Origin of the sequence: Rhodanobacter sp. DHG33, from assembly GCF_014843005.1 — a bacterium.
Taxonomy (GTDB): domain Bacteria; phylum Pseudomonadota; class Gammaproteobacteria; order Xanthomonadales; family Rhodanobacteraceae; genus Rhodanobacter_A.
Genome location: NZ_JACYXM010000001.1, coordinates 164,984 through 178,618, shown reverse-complemented (window position 1 = coordinate 178,618; position 13,635 = coordinate 164,984). Strand labels below are relative to the sequence as shown.

Annotated in this window: 15 protein-coding genes; 14 read left to right on the top strand and 1 reads right to left on the bottom strand. The window is 67.2% G+C overall.

From position 1 onward, the window contains the following. The first annotated feature begins 52 nt into the window (after positions 1 to 52). The 7 genes from IHE46_RS00810 to IHE46_RS00780 all read left to right on the top strand — a co-directional run bounded on the left by IHE46_RS00810 (position 53) and on the right by IHE46_RS00780 (position 5,234). On the top strand, positions 53 to 913 hold the full coding sequence (locus IHE46_RS00810) for a YicC/YloC family endoribonuclease (RefSeq protein ID WP_192162589.1): 861 nt from the start codon (positions 53 to 55) through the stop codon (positions 911 to 913). Then, the gene (gene gmk / locus IHE46_RS00805; protein ID WP_192162588.1) at positions 910 to 1,533 is read left to right on the top strand and encodes a guanylate kinase; all 624 of its coding nucleotides are present in this window, start codon (positions 910 to 912) and stop codon (positions 1,531 to 1,533) included. Before IHE46_RS00810 ends, gmk begins: the two co-directional genes overlap by 4 nt. Before the next feature lie 47 nt (positions 1,534 to 1,580). After that, positions 1,581 to 2,408 carry an ABC transporter ATP-binding protein gene (locus IHE46_RS00800; RefSeq protein WP_192162586.1) on the top strand — a complete coding sequence of 276 codons (828 nt, stop codon included), beginning with the start codon at positions 1,581 to 1,583 and terminating at the stop codon, positions 2,406 to 2,408. Continuing rightward, complete coding sequence (gene mlaE / locus IHE46_RS00795; protein ID WP_192162584.1) at positions 2,405 to 3,178, top strand: lipid asymmetry maintenance ABC transporter permease subunit MlaE; 774 nt, start codon at positions 2,405 to 2,407, stop codon at positions 3,176 to 3,178. Before IHE46_RS00800 ends, mlaE begins: the two co-directional genes overlap by 4 nt. Before the next feature lie 181 nt (positions 3,179 to 3,359). Next, a complete protein-coding gene (gene mlaD, locus IHE46_RS00790; RefSeq protein WP_192162582.1) occupies positions 3,360 to 4,229 on the top strand; it encodes an outer membrane lipid asymmetry maintenance protein MlaD in 870 nt (289 codons plus the stop codon). A gap of 32 nt (positions 4,230 to 4,261) precedes the next feature. Then, entirely contained in the window at positions 4,262 to 4,942 is a 681-nt protein-coding gene (locus IHE46_RS00785) for an ABC transporter substrate-binding protein (RefSeq protein ID WP_192162581.1), read from the top strand. 10 nt (positions 4,943 to 4,952) lie between these two features. After that, entirely contained in the window at positions 4,953 to 5,234 is a 282-nt protein-coding gene (locus IHE46_RS00780) for an STAS domain-containing protein (RefSeq protein ID WP_225562702.1), read from the top strand. A gap of 64 nt (positions 5,235 to 5,298) precedes the next feature. On the opposite strand, the gene IHE46_RS00775 is transcribed toward IHE46_RS00780, so the two are convergent. After that, on the bottom strand, positions 5,299 to 6,159 hold the full coding sequence (locus IHE46_RS00775) for a VacJ family lipoprotein (RefSeq protein WP_192162577.1): 861 nt from the start codon (positions 6,157 to 6,159) through the stop codon (positions 5,299 to 5,301). A 214-nt stretch (positions 6,160 to 6,373) separates the two neighbouring features. Between IHE46_RS00775 and rpoZ the strand changes: the two genes are divergently transcribed. From rpoZ to IHE46_RS00740, 7 genes are all read left to right on the top strand, one after another. Further along, positions 6,374 to 6,661: a DNA-directed RNA polymerase subunit omega gene (gene rpoZ, locus IHE46_RS00770; RefSeq protein ID WP_192162576.1), complete on the top strand. Its 288-nt coding sequence runs from the start codon at positions 6,374 to 6,376 to the stop codon at positions 6,659 to 6,661. Positions 6,662 to 6,788: 127 nt separating this feature from the next. Further along, positions 6,789 to 8,957 carry a bifunctional (p)ppGpp synthetase/guanosine-3',5'-bis(diphosphate) 3'-pyrophosphohydrolase gene (locus IHE46_RS00765; protein ID WP_192162575.1) on the top strand — a complete coding sequence of 723 codons (2,169 nt, stop codon included), beginning with the start codon at positions 6,789 to 6,791 and terminating at the stop codon, positions 8,955 to 8,957. Positions 8,958 to 8,967: 10 nt separating this feature from the next. Beyond that, on the top strand, positions 8,968 to 9,507 hold the full coding sequence (locus tag IHE46_RS00760) for an isochorismatase family protein (RefSeq protein ID WP_192162574.1): 540 nt from the start codon (positions 8,968 to 8,970) through the stop codon (positions 9,505 to 9,507). A gap of 61 nt (positions 9,508 to 9,568) precedes the next feature. Continuing rightward, the gene (locus tag IHE46_RS00755; RefSeq protein WP_192162573.1) at positions 9,569 to 9,955 is read left to right on the top strand and encodes a RidA family protein; all 387 of its coding nucleotides are present in this window, start codon (positions 9,569 to 9,571) and stop codon (positions 9,953 to 9,955) included. Positions 9,956 to 9,971: 16 nt separating this feature from the next. After that, positions 9,972 to 12,071 (top strand): ATP-dependent DNA helicase RecG, encoded by a 2,100-nt coding sequence (recG, locus tag IHE46_RS00750; protein WP_192162572.1) that lies wholly within the window; start codon positions 9,972 to 9,974, stop codon positions 12,069 to 12,071. A gap of 161 nt (positions 12,072 to 12,232) precedes the next feature. After that, a complete protein-coding gene (locus tag IHE46_RS00745; RefSeq protein WP_192162571.1) occupies positions 12,233 to 13,165 on the top strand; it encodes a nucleoside hydrolase in 933 nt (310 codons plus the stop codon). A 58-nt stretch (positions 13,166 to 13,223) separates the two neighbouring features. Further along, entirely contained in the window at positions 13,224 to 13,469 is a 246-nt protein-coding gene (locus IHE46_RS00740; protein ID WP_192162570.1) for a type B 50S ribosomal protein L31, read from the top strand. The last annotated feature ends 166 nt before the right edge of the window (positions 13,470 to 13,635 follow it).

Sequence of the window (13,635 nt, the reverse complement as noted above, 5' to 3'; positions counted from 1 at the left end):
CTGGGCGGGAAAGTTTACCATTGCAGCCTTTCCCGCCGTCCGCAGGCCGCCGATGATCCGCAGCATGACCGCCTACGCTTCCGCCGAATCCGGCGGCTCCTCCGGCGCATTGAGCTGCGAGTTGCGCACGGTCAACCACCGCTACCTGGAACTCTCGCCGCGCCTGCCGGACGAGCTGCGCAGCCTGGAATCCGCGTTGCGCGAGCGCATCGCGGCGAAGCTCTCGCGGGGCAAGGTGGACGTGACGGTGCGCAGCCGCAACGACGCGCAGCGCGAATCGCTGCAGGTCAACAACGCGCTGCTGCACCAGCTTTCCGAGCTGAACCTGGATCTGGCTTCGCGCTTTCCCGGCCTGCAGGTCCAGTTCACCGAACTGCTGCGTTTCCCGGGCGTGCTGCAACAGGACGCGACCGACCCCGAAGCGCAGCAGAGCGCCCTGTTCGAGGTGCTCGACCGCGCGCTGGACGCATTGACCGCCACCCGCGAGCGCGAAGGCGCCAAGCTGGGGCAGATCCTGCGCGAGCGGCTGGACGCGATCGAACGCATCGTGGCCCAGGTGCGCGAGTGGATGCCGGAAATCCGCACCGCGCTGCGCGCCCGGCTGGAGGCACGGCTGGCCGACCTCAAGCAGCCGGCCGATCCCGGCCGCCTGGAGCAGGAGCTGGTGCTGCAGATCACCCGCAGCGACGTAGACGAGGAGCTCGACCGCCTCGCCACCCACATCGCCGAAACGCGCCGCGTACTGGGCCTGAAGGAGCCGGTGGGCCGCCGCCTCGACTTCCTGATGCAGGAGTTCAACCGCGAGGCGAATACGCTGGGTTCCAAGTCGGTGGATGCGCGCAGCACCAATGCCGCGGTGGAGCTGAAGGTGCTGATCGAGCAGATGCGCGAACAGGTGCAGAACATCGAATGAGCGAGACCGCCACCAGCACCCTGTTCGTGGTCGCCGCGCCCTCGGGCGCCGGCAAGTCCACCCTGGTCAACGCGCTGCTGGAGCGCGAGCCGGCGATCTCGCTGTCGATCTCGCACACCACGCGGCCGCCGCGGCCGGGCGAGCAGTACGGGCGCCATTACTACTTCGTCGAGCGCACGGAGTTCGAGCGCGAGATCGCCGAAGGCATCTTCCTCGAACACGCCGAGGTGCACGGCAACCTGTACGGCACCTCGCGCGAGAAGGTGGACGCCCTGCTTGCGCAGGGGCGCGACGTGCTGCTGGAGATCGACTGGCAGGGCGCGGCGCAGATCCGCCGGAGCAAGCCGGATTGCGTGAGCGTGTTCATCCTGCCGCCGTCGCGTGTGGAACTTGAGCGCCGCCTGCGCGGTCGAGGATCGGATGCGCCGGAGGTGATCGAGCGCCGCCTCGCCAATTCGCGCGGCGAGATCGCCCATGCGCACGAGTTCGACTACATCATCGTCAACGACCGCTTCGAGGATGCGCTGGACGAACTGCAATCCATCGTGCGCGCGGTGCGCCTGCGCAGCGCGCTGCAATGCCGCCGGCACGAGGCGCTGATCGCCGAGCTGCTGGCCTGACGCCGCCGCTTGGCGGCTTTCCGTCGCTCCGCTAACGTAGCCTGATTATGAATGCCGCCGCCCCTCCCGACGACACGCTGATCCGCATCCGCGGCCTCACCACGGTGCTCAACGGCAAGAAGGTCTTCGACGCGCTGGACCTGGACATCCCGCGCGGCAAGGTTACCGCGATCATGGGCCCCAGCGGTACCGGCAAGACCACCCTGCTCAAGCACATCACCGGGCAGATGCACGGCGATGCCGGGCAGATCCTGGTCGATGGACAGAACGTGCCGGAGCTGAGCCGCGAGGCGCTGTACGCGCTGCGCGAGAAGATCGGCTACCTGTTCCAGAACTCGGCCCTGCTGACCGACTTCGACGTGTTCGAGAACGTGGCCTTCCCGCTGCGTCAGCACACGAAATTGCCCGAGGTGCTGATCCGCAACCTGGTGCTGACCAAGTTGCAGGCGGTAGGCCTGCGCGGCGCGGCAGGGTTGATGCCCAGCGAGCTTTCCGGCGGCATGGCGCGGCGCGTGGCGCTGGCGCGCGCCATCGTGTTCGACCCGATGCTGATCCTCTACGACGAGCCTTTCGTGGGCCTCGATCCGATCGCGCTGAACCAGGTGCTGAAGCTGATCCGCACGCTCAACGAGACGCTGGGTATCACCAGTGTGTTGGTGGCGCACGAGCTGGATGCGATCAAGCAGGTGGCCGACCACATCTTCCTGATCGCCAACGGCAAGGTGGTGGCGCAGGGCGATCCCAGGACCATCGCCGACGACGGTTCGCCGTGGACGCGGCAGTTCTTCGGCGGCGAGGCGGACGGCCCGGTGCCGTTCCAGTACCCGGCCGGCGACTACGCCGAGGCGCTGGGCTTTCCGCGGAGAGGCGCATGAACGCACGCATCGAACGCGACAACATCGTGACGCAGGCGCTGGGCCAGATCGGCAATTGCGGGGTGTTCCTGCTGCAGATCCTCGCGGCGATCCCGCGCAGCCTGCGTTACGGGCGCGAGACGGTGCGCCAGTTGTGGTTCGTGGGCGCGATGAGCCTCATCATCATCATGACCTGCGGCCTGTTCGTGGGCATGGTGCTGGAGCTGCAGCTCTACCACGTGCTGTCGATGTTCGGCAGCACGTCGATGAGCGGTACGGTGGTGGCCATCGCCACCTATCGCGAACTGGGTCCGGTGGTCACCGCGCTGCTGTTCGCCGGACGCGCCGGCACCGCGATCACCGCCGAGATCGGCTTGATGCGCGCGACCGACCAGATCTCCGCGATGGAGCTGATGGCGGTCGATCCGCTGGCCTACGTGGCTGCACCACGCTTTCTCGCCGGACTGGTGGCGATGCCGCTGCTGTGCTGCGTGTTCTGCGCGCTGGCTGTGTTCGGCGGCCACCTGGTGGGCGTGTCGTGGCTGGGCATCGACAACGGCACGTTCTGGTCGAACATGACCGCCACCGTGGATGTGTGGCAGGACATCGTCAGTGGCGTGGTCTGGAAAAGCCTCGCCTTCGGCGCCGTGGTGGCGCTGATCGCGGTGTTCCAGGGCTATACCGCGCCGCCCACCAGCGAAGGCGTGGCCTACGCCACCACTCGTACCGTGGTCGCCTCGTCCATCGCCATCCTGGCGCTGGACTTCGTGCTGACCGCCTTCCTGATGTGACCGCCATGACGACACGTGAACGTATCGTGGTGCCCGCGGCAGATGGATGTGCCGCCCGCGATCAAGCACGTCAGTGTTTGATCGGCGGAGCCCAGCTCGGACATGCGCCGGGCTCGGCGACTCGAAAAACCGCCAGGAAGGCGGGTTTTCGAGCCCCCAACAAATTTTCGAGGATGTCGCCGTGAGCCAGAGAAAATCCTATGCCGTCGGCACCGGCTTGTTCATCGTGCTCGGCTTCGCCGCGCTGGCCTATCTCGCCACCCAGACCAGTTCGGTGGCGAACCGCCAGCAGGGCGCCAGCTACACGGTGGATGCACAGTTCGAGAACATCGGCCAGCTAAAGGAGCGCGCCCCGGTGAAGATCGCCGGCGTGCGCGTGGGCCAGGTGCAGGCGATCGCGTTGGAGCCGGGCAAGTCGGTGGCCGACGTGAAGCTGGCTATCGACAAGCGCTATGCCGATATTCCCGCCGACTCGGTCGCCACGATCTTCACCAGCGGCCTGCTCGGCGACCAGTACGTGGGCATCGAGTACGGCCATTCGAAGGACCACGTCGCCGATGGCGGCAAGCTGGCGCTGACCCGTTCCAGCGAGCCGCTGGAAGAGATGCTCGGCAAGTTCTTCGGCGCCGGCGGCGCGGCGGACAATATCGGCGGCAGCTACATGGTGACCGCGCGCTTCAGCAATGTGGGTTCGCTGTCGGCCGGTTCGCCGGTGAAGATGGCGGGCGTGCCCATCGGCCAGGTGCTGTCGGTGCAGGCCGAGCCGGCCAAGCTCGATGCGCTGGTGACGCTGGCCATCGACAACCGCTACAACCAGATCCCCGACGATTCCGCCGCCGCGGTGTTCACCAGCGGTTTGATCGGCAGCCAGTACGTTGCGATCCAGCCCGGCGGCTCGCCGGACATGCTGAAGAACGGCGACGAGATGATCCTTACGCAGTCGGCGATGCAGCTGGAAGACCTGATCGGCAAGTTCCTGGTCAACGGTTCCGGCAGCAGCGACGGCAAGCAGGGCGCCAACCCGCCGACTTCCCCCGCCGGCAAACACTGAGCCGGCAGCGCAACAGACCAAGGAGTTTCCGCATGATGCGTCATCTCGCCCTCGCCCTTGCCGTAGCTCTCGGCAGCGCATTCGTCGCGCCGGCTTTCGCCCAGCAGGCGGCCCAGCAGCCCGCCGCCCAGCAGACCCCGACCCAGGTGGTGCAGAGCATCGCCCAGCAGCTCGATAGCGCCGTGGCCGGCCACAAGGCCGAGCTGAAGCAGAACCGGGACAAGCTGATCGGGGTCATCAACAGCGTGTTTCTGCCGCACTTCGACGTCGACTACGCGGCGATCCTGGTGCTCGGCCAGCATGCGCGCGAAGCCTCGCCAGAACAGCGCTCGCAGTTCGCCAAGGCGTTCTACAACTCGATCACCCGCCGCTACGCCGAAGGCCTGCTCGACTACACCTCGGGCGCGGTGAAGGTGCTGCCGTCCGCCGCCGGCGACCTCAACGACAAGCGCAGCGTGGTACGCACCCAGGTGGCCACCGGCGACGGCAAGACGGTGTCGGTGGACTTCGCGTTCCGCAAGACCGCCAGCGGCGAGTGGAAGGCCTATGACGTGGTGATCGAAGGCATTTCCTACATCACCAACTACCGCAACCAGGTCGACGCGGAGGTCCGCAAGGTCGGCCTCGACCAGCTCATTAAGAACCTGCAGACCCAGGGCGACCAGGCGCTGAAGTCGATGGAGCAGGATGGTGGCAAGGGCAATGGCGGCTGACGGCGCATTCATGCTGGATCGCACCGCACCGGGCACGCTGGCCGTGTCCGGCGCGTTGAGCTTTGCCACCGCGACCACAGCCTTGCAGATGCTGGGTGACGCATTGCGCGCGGGTGACCGCTCGCGGCTCGATCTTGCTGGCGTGCGCAACTGCGACAGCGCGGGCTTGGCCTGTGTGTTGGCCGTGCTGGCCGAGGCGCGCCAGCGCGGCCAGGCCGTGAGCCTGCAGAATGTGCCGGCGGGTCTGCGTACGCTGGCGCAGGTCAGCGGAGTGGAAGCCCTGCTGGCCTGAGCGATGCCGATTCAGCACACGAAAACGGGGCCGATCGGCCCCGTTTTCGTGTGCGTGACGCGTTTCAGTTCTGCGCGGGCTGCTGCGTCGGCGTGGCGGCAGGCTGCTGCGACGAGCCGTGCTGCTTTTCCCATTGCTTCTGCTGCTCCAGCAACTCGTCGGGATCGAAGCCCTGCTGGTCGACGCCCTGCATCTTGTCGACCACCGCAGCGGGCGGGTTGCCGTCGTACAGCAGATACAGCCTGCGCTGGCGGTAGGCGTCGCGCATGAAAGCGTACGGGTCGTAGGCGGTCTGCAGGAAGCCTTCCGCGTCGATCAGCTGCGCACGCATCGACACCACGTACAGCACCTGCGGCAGGTAGTACTCGCCGAAGTTGAAGCCGTGGTTCTTCGCGACCAGGCTCAGCGGGTCGAAGAAATAACCGTCCACCGGGTAGCGCCACATGTCGCGCAGGGTGCTGGGCCCCAGCAGGGGCAGCATCACGAAGTCGCCATCGGGCATGCCCCAGCGTGCGAGGGTGATGCCGAAGTCGGTGGTCTGCAGCGGCAGGCCCAGCTTGGTGGCCGGATCGAACAGGCCGCCCACGCCGACGGTGAGGTTGATGAAGAAGCGTCCGGTGTTGCCCAGAGCCTGCGAGGGACGCGCCTGCAGCAGGTCGTTGGCCACCGTCACCGGCAGTTCGATATTGGTGAAGAAGTTGTCCACCGAGCGCCGCATGCCGGGCGTGGTCACCTTGCGATAGCCCACGGCGGCGGGCCGCAGCACCGCCTTGTCCAGCGTGTCGTTGAATGCGTAGACCTTGCGGTTGACCTTCTGCAGCGGGTCGTCGGTGCGCGGCGGGGCGATCGCGCAGCCTGCCAGCAACGCCATGACGAGGAGCATCAGGCTGAGGCGCGGCAAGGAATGTCGGAACATGGAAGGCATGGGCATGAAGTCGCGGCCAGATTGGGGGCGTGGCTGGTAGCGCAGTGTCGGGATGCAATAGTGTACCGATTGGTTTTATATCCTGCACGCGTTTCGTTCCGCTTTCGCGGCAGGCGGCGAGGTTGCAGTACCGGATACGGATCGCGTTGCCAGCCCAAGGCCGGCTGCTCTAAACTGTCATCCTGTATAAGTCTCTATTCCCTAAGGATTTGGCATGGCACGCATTACCGTGGAAGACTGCCTCGAGGTGGTCGACAACCGATTCGAGCTGGTATTGATGGCGACCAAGCGCGCCCGTCAGCTCGCCAAGGGCGCCGAACCGGCAGTCAACCCGAACAACGACAAGCCTTCGGTGCTTGCACTGCGCGAAATCGCCGGCCGCCGCATCGACCAGGCCACCATCGACGAGATCGACAAGGCCGAGCGCGAGCGCGCCGAGCGCGAGGCGCTGGAATGGGCTGCCGCCGAGGTCGATGACGACCTCAAGGTCGGCGACGATTGATGGAGTCTGGCTGTAGACCGCGCATGCACCGCATCGGGACAACCGATGCACTTGCACGCGCGGCCGGCCACCTTCAGCTTTTCCGCATGACCGCGCCGTCGGCGCGATACCTCCGGCGAGTCCTCCCATGACCGCCGCCAGCACGCCAGTCGTCATCGATCCCGCCTCGTTGCCGCCCTACGTGCTGGCCCTGAAAGACCAGCTTGGCTATCTGCCGGAGCCGCAGGTCCAGCGGGTGCTGCGCGCGTTCGAGGTCGGCGCGCAGGCGCATGAAGGGCAGACCCGCAAGAGCGGCGAGCCCTACATCACCCACCCGGTCGCCGTGGCCGGCATCCTGGCCGAACTGGGCATGGACGCCGAGACCATCATCGCGGCGATCCTGCACGACACCCTGGAAGACACCGCGCTCAGCCGCAGTGCGCTGGCCGCCGAGTTCGGCGAGACCGTGGCCGAGCTGGTGGACGGCGTCACCAAGCTGGACAAGATGCGCTTCGGCAGCCGCCAGGAGGCGGATGCGGAAAGCTTCCGCAAGATGCTGCTGGCAATGGCGCGCGACCTGCGCGTGATCCTCATCAAGCTGGCCGACCGCCTGCACAACATGCGCACGCTGGGCGCCAAGGACGCGCCGTCGCGCCGCCGCATCGCGCGCGAAACGCTGGAGATCTACGCGCCCATCGCCCAGCGCCTCGGCATGAACGCAATCAAGGCCGAGCTGCAGGATCTCGGTTTCCGCGCGCTGCACCCCGATCGTTACCGCGTCATCAGTGAACGCATCCGCGCCGCGCTGGGCAACCGCCGCGAGGCCATGGGCAAGATCGAGGCCGCGCTGTCGCAGCGGCTGGCTGCCGAGCATCTGCCCTCGCGCGTGGTCGGCCGCATCAAGTCGCCGTGGAGCATCTATTCGAAGATGCGCGGCGAGCACAAGAGCTTCGCCCAGCTGATGGACGTCTACGGTTTTCGCGTGGTGGTCGAGAGTGCGCTGAACTGTTACGTGGCGCTGGGCGTGGTGCACGGGCTGTACAAGCCGGTGGACCGGCGTTTCAAGGATTTCATCGCGATCCCGAAGGCGAACGGCTACCAGTCGCTGCACACCGTGCTGCTGGGGCCGTTCGGCGCGCCGATCGAGGTGCAGATCCGCACGACTGAGATGGATTCGGTGGCCGAACGCGGCGTGGCGGCGCACTGGGCCTACAAGACCGACTCCACTCCCGCGAACAGCGCGCAGGCGCGCGCACGCGAGTGGTTGTCCTCGCTGGCCGACAGTCAGGTCAACACGGCGTCGTCGGACGAGTTCATCGAGAACGTCAAGATCGATCTGTTCCCGGACGAGGTCTACCTGTTCACTCCGCGCGGCGACATCCTCGCCCTGCCGCGCAACGCCACTGCGCTGGACTTCGCCTACGCCGTGCACACCGACGTGGGCGACCACGCGGTGGCCGCGCGCGTGGACAAGAAGCTGCTGCCGCTGCGCACGCGGCTGGAGTCCGGCCAACTGGTGGAAATCATCACCGCGCCGTCGGCGGTGCCGAACCCGGCGTGGCTGGAATCGGTGGTCACCGGCAAGGCGCGCACCGCGATCCGCCAATACCTCAAGCATCTGCAGCACGAGGATGCGGTGGATTTCGGCCACCGCATGCTCGATCGCGCGCTCGACGCGCGCGGCAGCAGCCTGGATGCGATTCCCGCCGACGTGCTCGACCGCTTCCTGCACGAGGCGCGGCTCAAGCGCCTGGAAGAACTGCTGGCCGAGATTGCCCTGGGCAACCGCATGCCGGACGTGGTGGCGCGCCATCTGCTGGCGCTGCGCGACGGCCAGTTCGACGATGCGGCGCCCGGCGCCGGCATGGTGCTCGAGAAGATCCACATCACCGGCGCCGAGCGCGGCGTGCTCAGCTTCGCCAATTGCTGCCATCCGCTGCCGGGCGACGCGATCTTCGGTTACCTGTCGCCGGGCAAGGGCATCGTGGTGCACCGCGAGGAATGCCCCAACGTGGTCGAGCTGCGCAAGTCGCCCGAACGCTGCGTGGACATCGAATGGGACCGCGACGTGCAGGGCGATTACCGCGCCGAGCTGCGCATCGAAGTCATCAATCGCCCCGGCGTGCTCGCCACCATTGCCGCGGCGATCGCGGCGGCCGATTCCAACATCGAGAACGTGGAATACGTCGAGCGCGATCTCGCCGCTGCGACGTTGCTGTTCGCCATCGAGGTGAAGAACCGCAAGCACCTGGCCGAGGTGATCCGCCGCGTGCGCCGTACCGGTGTGGTGAGCGGTGTCTACCGCTATCCGCTTTGACCGGGCTGCCATGACGCATTCCGCCACTGTCGTGCTGGCGATCGACCTGCAGGTCGGCGTATTGGAAGGCTGTTTCGACGTTGCGGGCGTGGTTGCGCGTACGGATGCACTCGTGGCGCGGGCGCGGCGCGAGGGTGTGCCCGTGGTCTGGGTGCAGCATGAAGAAGCGGAAATGCCTCATGGCAGCGCGGGGTGGCAACTCATGCCAGGCCTTGCGCCGGCCTGGGGCGAAGCGATGATCCGCAAGACATGCTGCGACGCTTTCGTCGGCACGTCGTTGCGCGATGTGCTGGATGGCTTCGGTGCGAAGCGGCTGGTGCTTGCCGGCGCGCAGAGCGACTACTGCATACGCGCTACGGCGCAGCGTGGAGTGACCGAGGGCTATTCCATCGTGCTGGCCAGCGATGCGCACACCACGGCCGATGCCGCGTTCGGCGGCGTGACGATCAGCGGCGAACAGATCGTGGCGCACCTCAACCGGTCCATCGGCGGCCTGGCGTGTCCGGGCATCGCCGTCGATCTCGCCACGCACGATGCCGTGGCGTTCTGAAGACTGCGGCAGGAGGCCTGCTCGTTTAGACTGGCAGGCCTGAATCAGTCGAGGTCCCGCCATGTCGTCCCGCCAGATCATCGCCACCACCCACGCGCCCGCCGCGATCGGGCCGTACTCGCAAGCCGTACGCGCCGGCAATACCGTGTACTTCTCGGGTCAGATCCCGCTCGATCCGGCCACCGGCAACCTGGTCGGCGGCGACATCACGGCGCAGGCCCGGCGCGTGTTCGACAACCTGACGGCGGTGGCGCAGGCAGCCGGCGGTTCGCTGGAGCAGGTCGTGCGTGTTGGCATCTACGTCACCGACCTGGCGAATTTCGCCGAGGTGAACGCTGTGATGGCGGAATACTTCCAGCAGCCGTATCCGGCACGCTCCACCATCGAAGTGTCGGCCTTGCCCAAGGGCGCGCAGGTGGAAGTGGACGCGATCATGGTGCTGGCCTGATACGACCCGGCCCGCGATGAGCGTCGCCGCTGCAACGGATGCGGGCGCGCAGTCCGTATCCAAGCTGCCGGGTGTCGGGCCGGCGCTCGAGGCCTTGCTGCACAAGCTGGGGTTGGAGCGTGTGCAGGATCTGTGGTTCCACCTGCCGCTGCGATACGAGGATCGCACCAGCGTCACTCCCATCGCCGCTCTTCGCACGGGCCAAAGCGCGCAGGTGGTGGGCACGGTCGAGGCGGTCGAGCGGGGGTTCCGCTATCGCCCGCAGCTGAAGGTCGCGATCAGCGACGATTCGCGGCAGACGCTGCAGTTGCGCTTCTTCCACTTTAATCGCGCGCAGGCCGAGCAGTTGGCCGTGGGTGCGCGCCTGCTGTGTTTCGGCGAAGTGCGCCATGCGGGGCAGGGCCTCGAGATGGTGCATCCGCAGTACCGCCGGCTGGCTGCAGGCGAGGACGTGGCGCTGGAGGACCGGTTGAGCCCGGTCTATCCGACCACCGAAGGATTGGGACAGAAGCGGCTGGCTGGCGTGGTCGCCAAGGCGCTGGCGCTGCTGCCGCCGGAGTCGGCCCTGGAATTGATTCCGCACGACCTGTGCGCGTCGCATGGCCTTGCGTCGTTGCGCGACGCGCTGCTCACCGTGCACCGTCCTCCGCCCGATGCGCGGCTGGATCTGCTGTTGCACGGCAGGCATCCCGCGCAGCAGCGCCTGGCGTTCGAGGAGCTGCTCACCCAGCACCTGAGCCTGAAGCGTATGCGTGCCGCCGTGCAGCGGCGCAAGGCGCCGCGGCTGGCTGCGGCTGGCGTGTTGCGCGAGCGATTGCTCGCCTCGTTGCCGTTCGCGCTCACTGGCGCCCAGGGTCGCGTGGATGCGGAAGTGCGGCGCGACCTCGCACAGGCGAGTCCGATGCTGCGGCTGGTGCAGGGCGACGTGGGTTCGGGCAAGACCGTGGTCGCCGCCTTGGCGGCGCTGGCCGCCGTGGAGTCGGGGCGCCAGGTGGCGCTGATGGCGCCTACCGAGTTGTTGGCCGAGCAGCACCTGCGCAACTTCCGCCACTGGCTGACGCCCCTGGGCGTGGAAGTGGAATGGCTGGCCGGCAAGCAGCAGGGCAGGGCGCGCGAGGCGGCGATGCGCCGCGTGGCCGAAGGCGCACCGGTTACCGTAGGCACGCATGCCTTGATGCAGGAAGGCGTGGGCTTTGCCCGGCTGGGCCTGGTGATCGTGGACGAGCAGCACCGCTTCGGCGTACAGCAGCGCCTGGCGCTGCACGACAAGGGCGCCGACCACGGACGCGGCGAGGTGCCGCACCAGCTGGTGCTGACCGCCACGCCGATTCCGCGCACGCTGGCAATGAGCGCCTATGCCGATCTCGACGTCTCCGCCATCGACGAGCTGCCGCCTGGCCGCACGCCGGTGCAGACGGTGGCGGTATCCAACGCGCGCCGCGCCGAGGTTATCGAGCGCATCCGCGTGGCCTGTGCCGAAGGGCGGCAGGCGTACTGGGTCTGCACCTTGATCGAGGAGTCCGAGCAGTTGCGCGCGCAGGCCGCCGAGGTGGCGCATGCGGAGCTCTCCGCGGCACTGGCCGACTGCAAGGTGGGCTTGATCCACGGTCGCCTGAAATCCAAGGACAAACAGGCGGTGATGGATGCCTTCAAGGCCGGCGAACTCGCCGTGCTGGTCGCGACCACGGTGATCGAGGTGGGCGTGGACGTGCCCAATGCCAGCCTGATGGTGATCGAGAATTCGGAGCGGCTCGGCCTGGCCCAATTGCATCAGCTGCGCGGACGCGTGGGCCGCGGCGCGGTGGCCTCGAATTGCGTGTTGCTGTACCAGCCGCCCCTGGGGCAGTTAGCACGCGAGCGCCTGGCGGTGATGCGCGAAACCAACGACGGCTTCCGCATTGCCGAGAAGGATCTGGAATTGCGCGGCCCGGGCGAAGTGCTGGGTACGCGGCAGACCGGCCAGCTCAGTTTCCGCATCGCCGATCTTTCGCGCGACGCGCACCTGCTGCCTGCCGTGCAGCAGGTGGGCGAGCGACTGCTGGCGGAACATCCGCGCGCGGCGGAGCTGCTCATCGCGCGTTGGATCGGCGGCGCGGCACGCTACGCGCGAGCGTGATTTTTGCGATCATTCCTGACCGCGAAATCGCCTGCAGCGATTTCTGGCGTCGCGCCGGCGATGGCCCGAAGGCTGGCCGCCAAGAATGGTGGTCGCTGGATCAGACGGGTGCCCATGTTTGATCCCTGGCTGTACTTTTCAATTCTTGTGATGATCCGTCCATGAGCAAACCGCAACTTCTGATCGATACCGACCCTGGCGTGGACGATGCGCTGGCCATCCTGATGGCGCATGCCCATGCCGACATCGCCGCGCTGAGCGTGGCCGCCGGCAACGTGGGCCTGGGCCATACCGTGCGCAATGCGCGCACCTTGCGCGACCTGCTGGGCGCCACGTTTCCGGTGTTTCCCGGATGCGCCACGCCCTTGGTGCGTGCGCCGGACGAGGACGCCGCCTTAGTGCATGGCACGGATGGCCTCGGCGACGTGGGTTTCCCCGAGCCCGAGGCGGCGGCCGAGAGCGAGGCTGCGGCCCTGGCGTTGCTGCGGCTCACGCGCGAGCGACCCGGCGAGTTGACCCTGGTGGCGCTGGCGCCGCTGACCAACCTCGCGCTGGCGCTCAAGCTCGATCCCGCGCTGCCGCAGCGCGTTAAGCGGCTGGTGGTGATGGGCGGTGCGGTGACCGGTCACGGCAACACCGGCAACGTACCCGCCGAGTTCAACGTGGGTTTCGACCCCGAAGCCGCGCATGTGGTGTTCGAGGCCTTCCCGGCGTTCGACCTGGTCGATTGGGAGGCCACGTTGCGCCACGGCTTCGACGATGCCGAGTTCGATGGCTGGATCGCCGCCGGCGACCAGCGCGCGAAGTTCTTCGAGCAGGTGTTCCGCACCGCGCGCGAATACAACGCCACGCATGACCGCAACGGTGTGGTCGCCGCCGACGCGCTGGCGATGGCGGTGGCGATCGATCCGGCCATCGTCGTGCGCAGCGAGTTGCGGGCGGTGGCCGTCGAGCTGGACGGCCGCCTCACCCGTGGCGCCACGGTGGTGGACTGGGCGAAACGACTGGGCCGGCCGGCGCAGGCGCGCATCGTGCTGGAGGTGGACCAGGCGCGATTTGCGGCGATGGTGCGCAAGGCGCTGGGCGCGGCTTGACGCAACGCCGCACGGCTGGCTACACTTATCCTCTTATCACGCTGCAACAGAGCCCGTCATGAAGCCCGATATCCATCCGAATTACCGCGCGGTGGTGTTCCAGGATCTGTCGTCCGACTTCGCGTTCCTGACGCGTTCGACGATTGCCGCCAAGGACACCGTCAAGTGGGAAGATGGCAACGAGTACCCGCTGATCAAGGTGGATATCTCCAGCCATTCGCACCCGTTCTACACCGGCAAGCAGAAGACGCTGGACGTCGGCGGTCGCGTCGACAAGTTCCGCAAGCGCTACGCGCAGAAGTAAGCGCGTTTCGCCGCCGCATGGCGGCGGACTGAACATCCGCGCACGGGGCAGGCAGCAGCCTGCCCCGTGCGTTTTTGCGGCCGTCATCCTCATGACACATCGCCGATGCGATGCAAAGCGCGCCGGCGATTTTTTGCGGCCGCCGTACGACCATCCGCGAACGCAT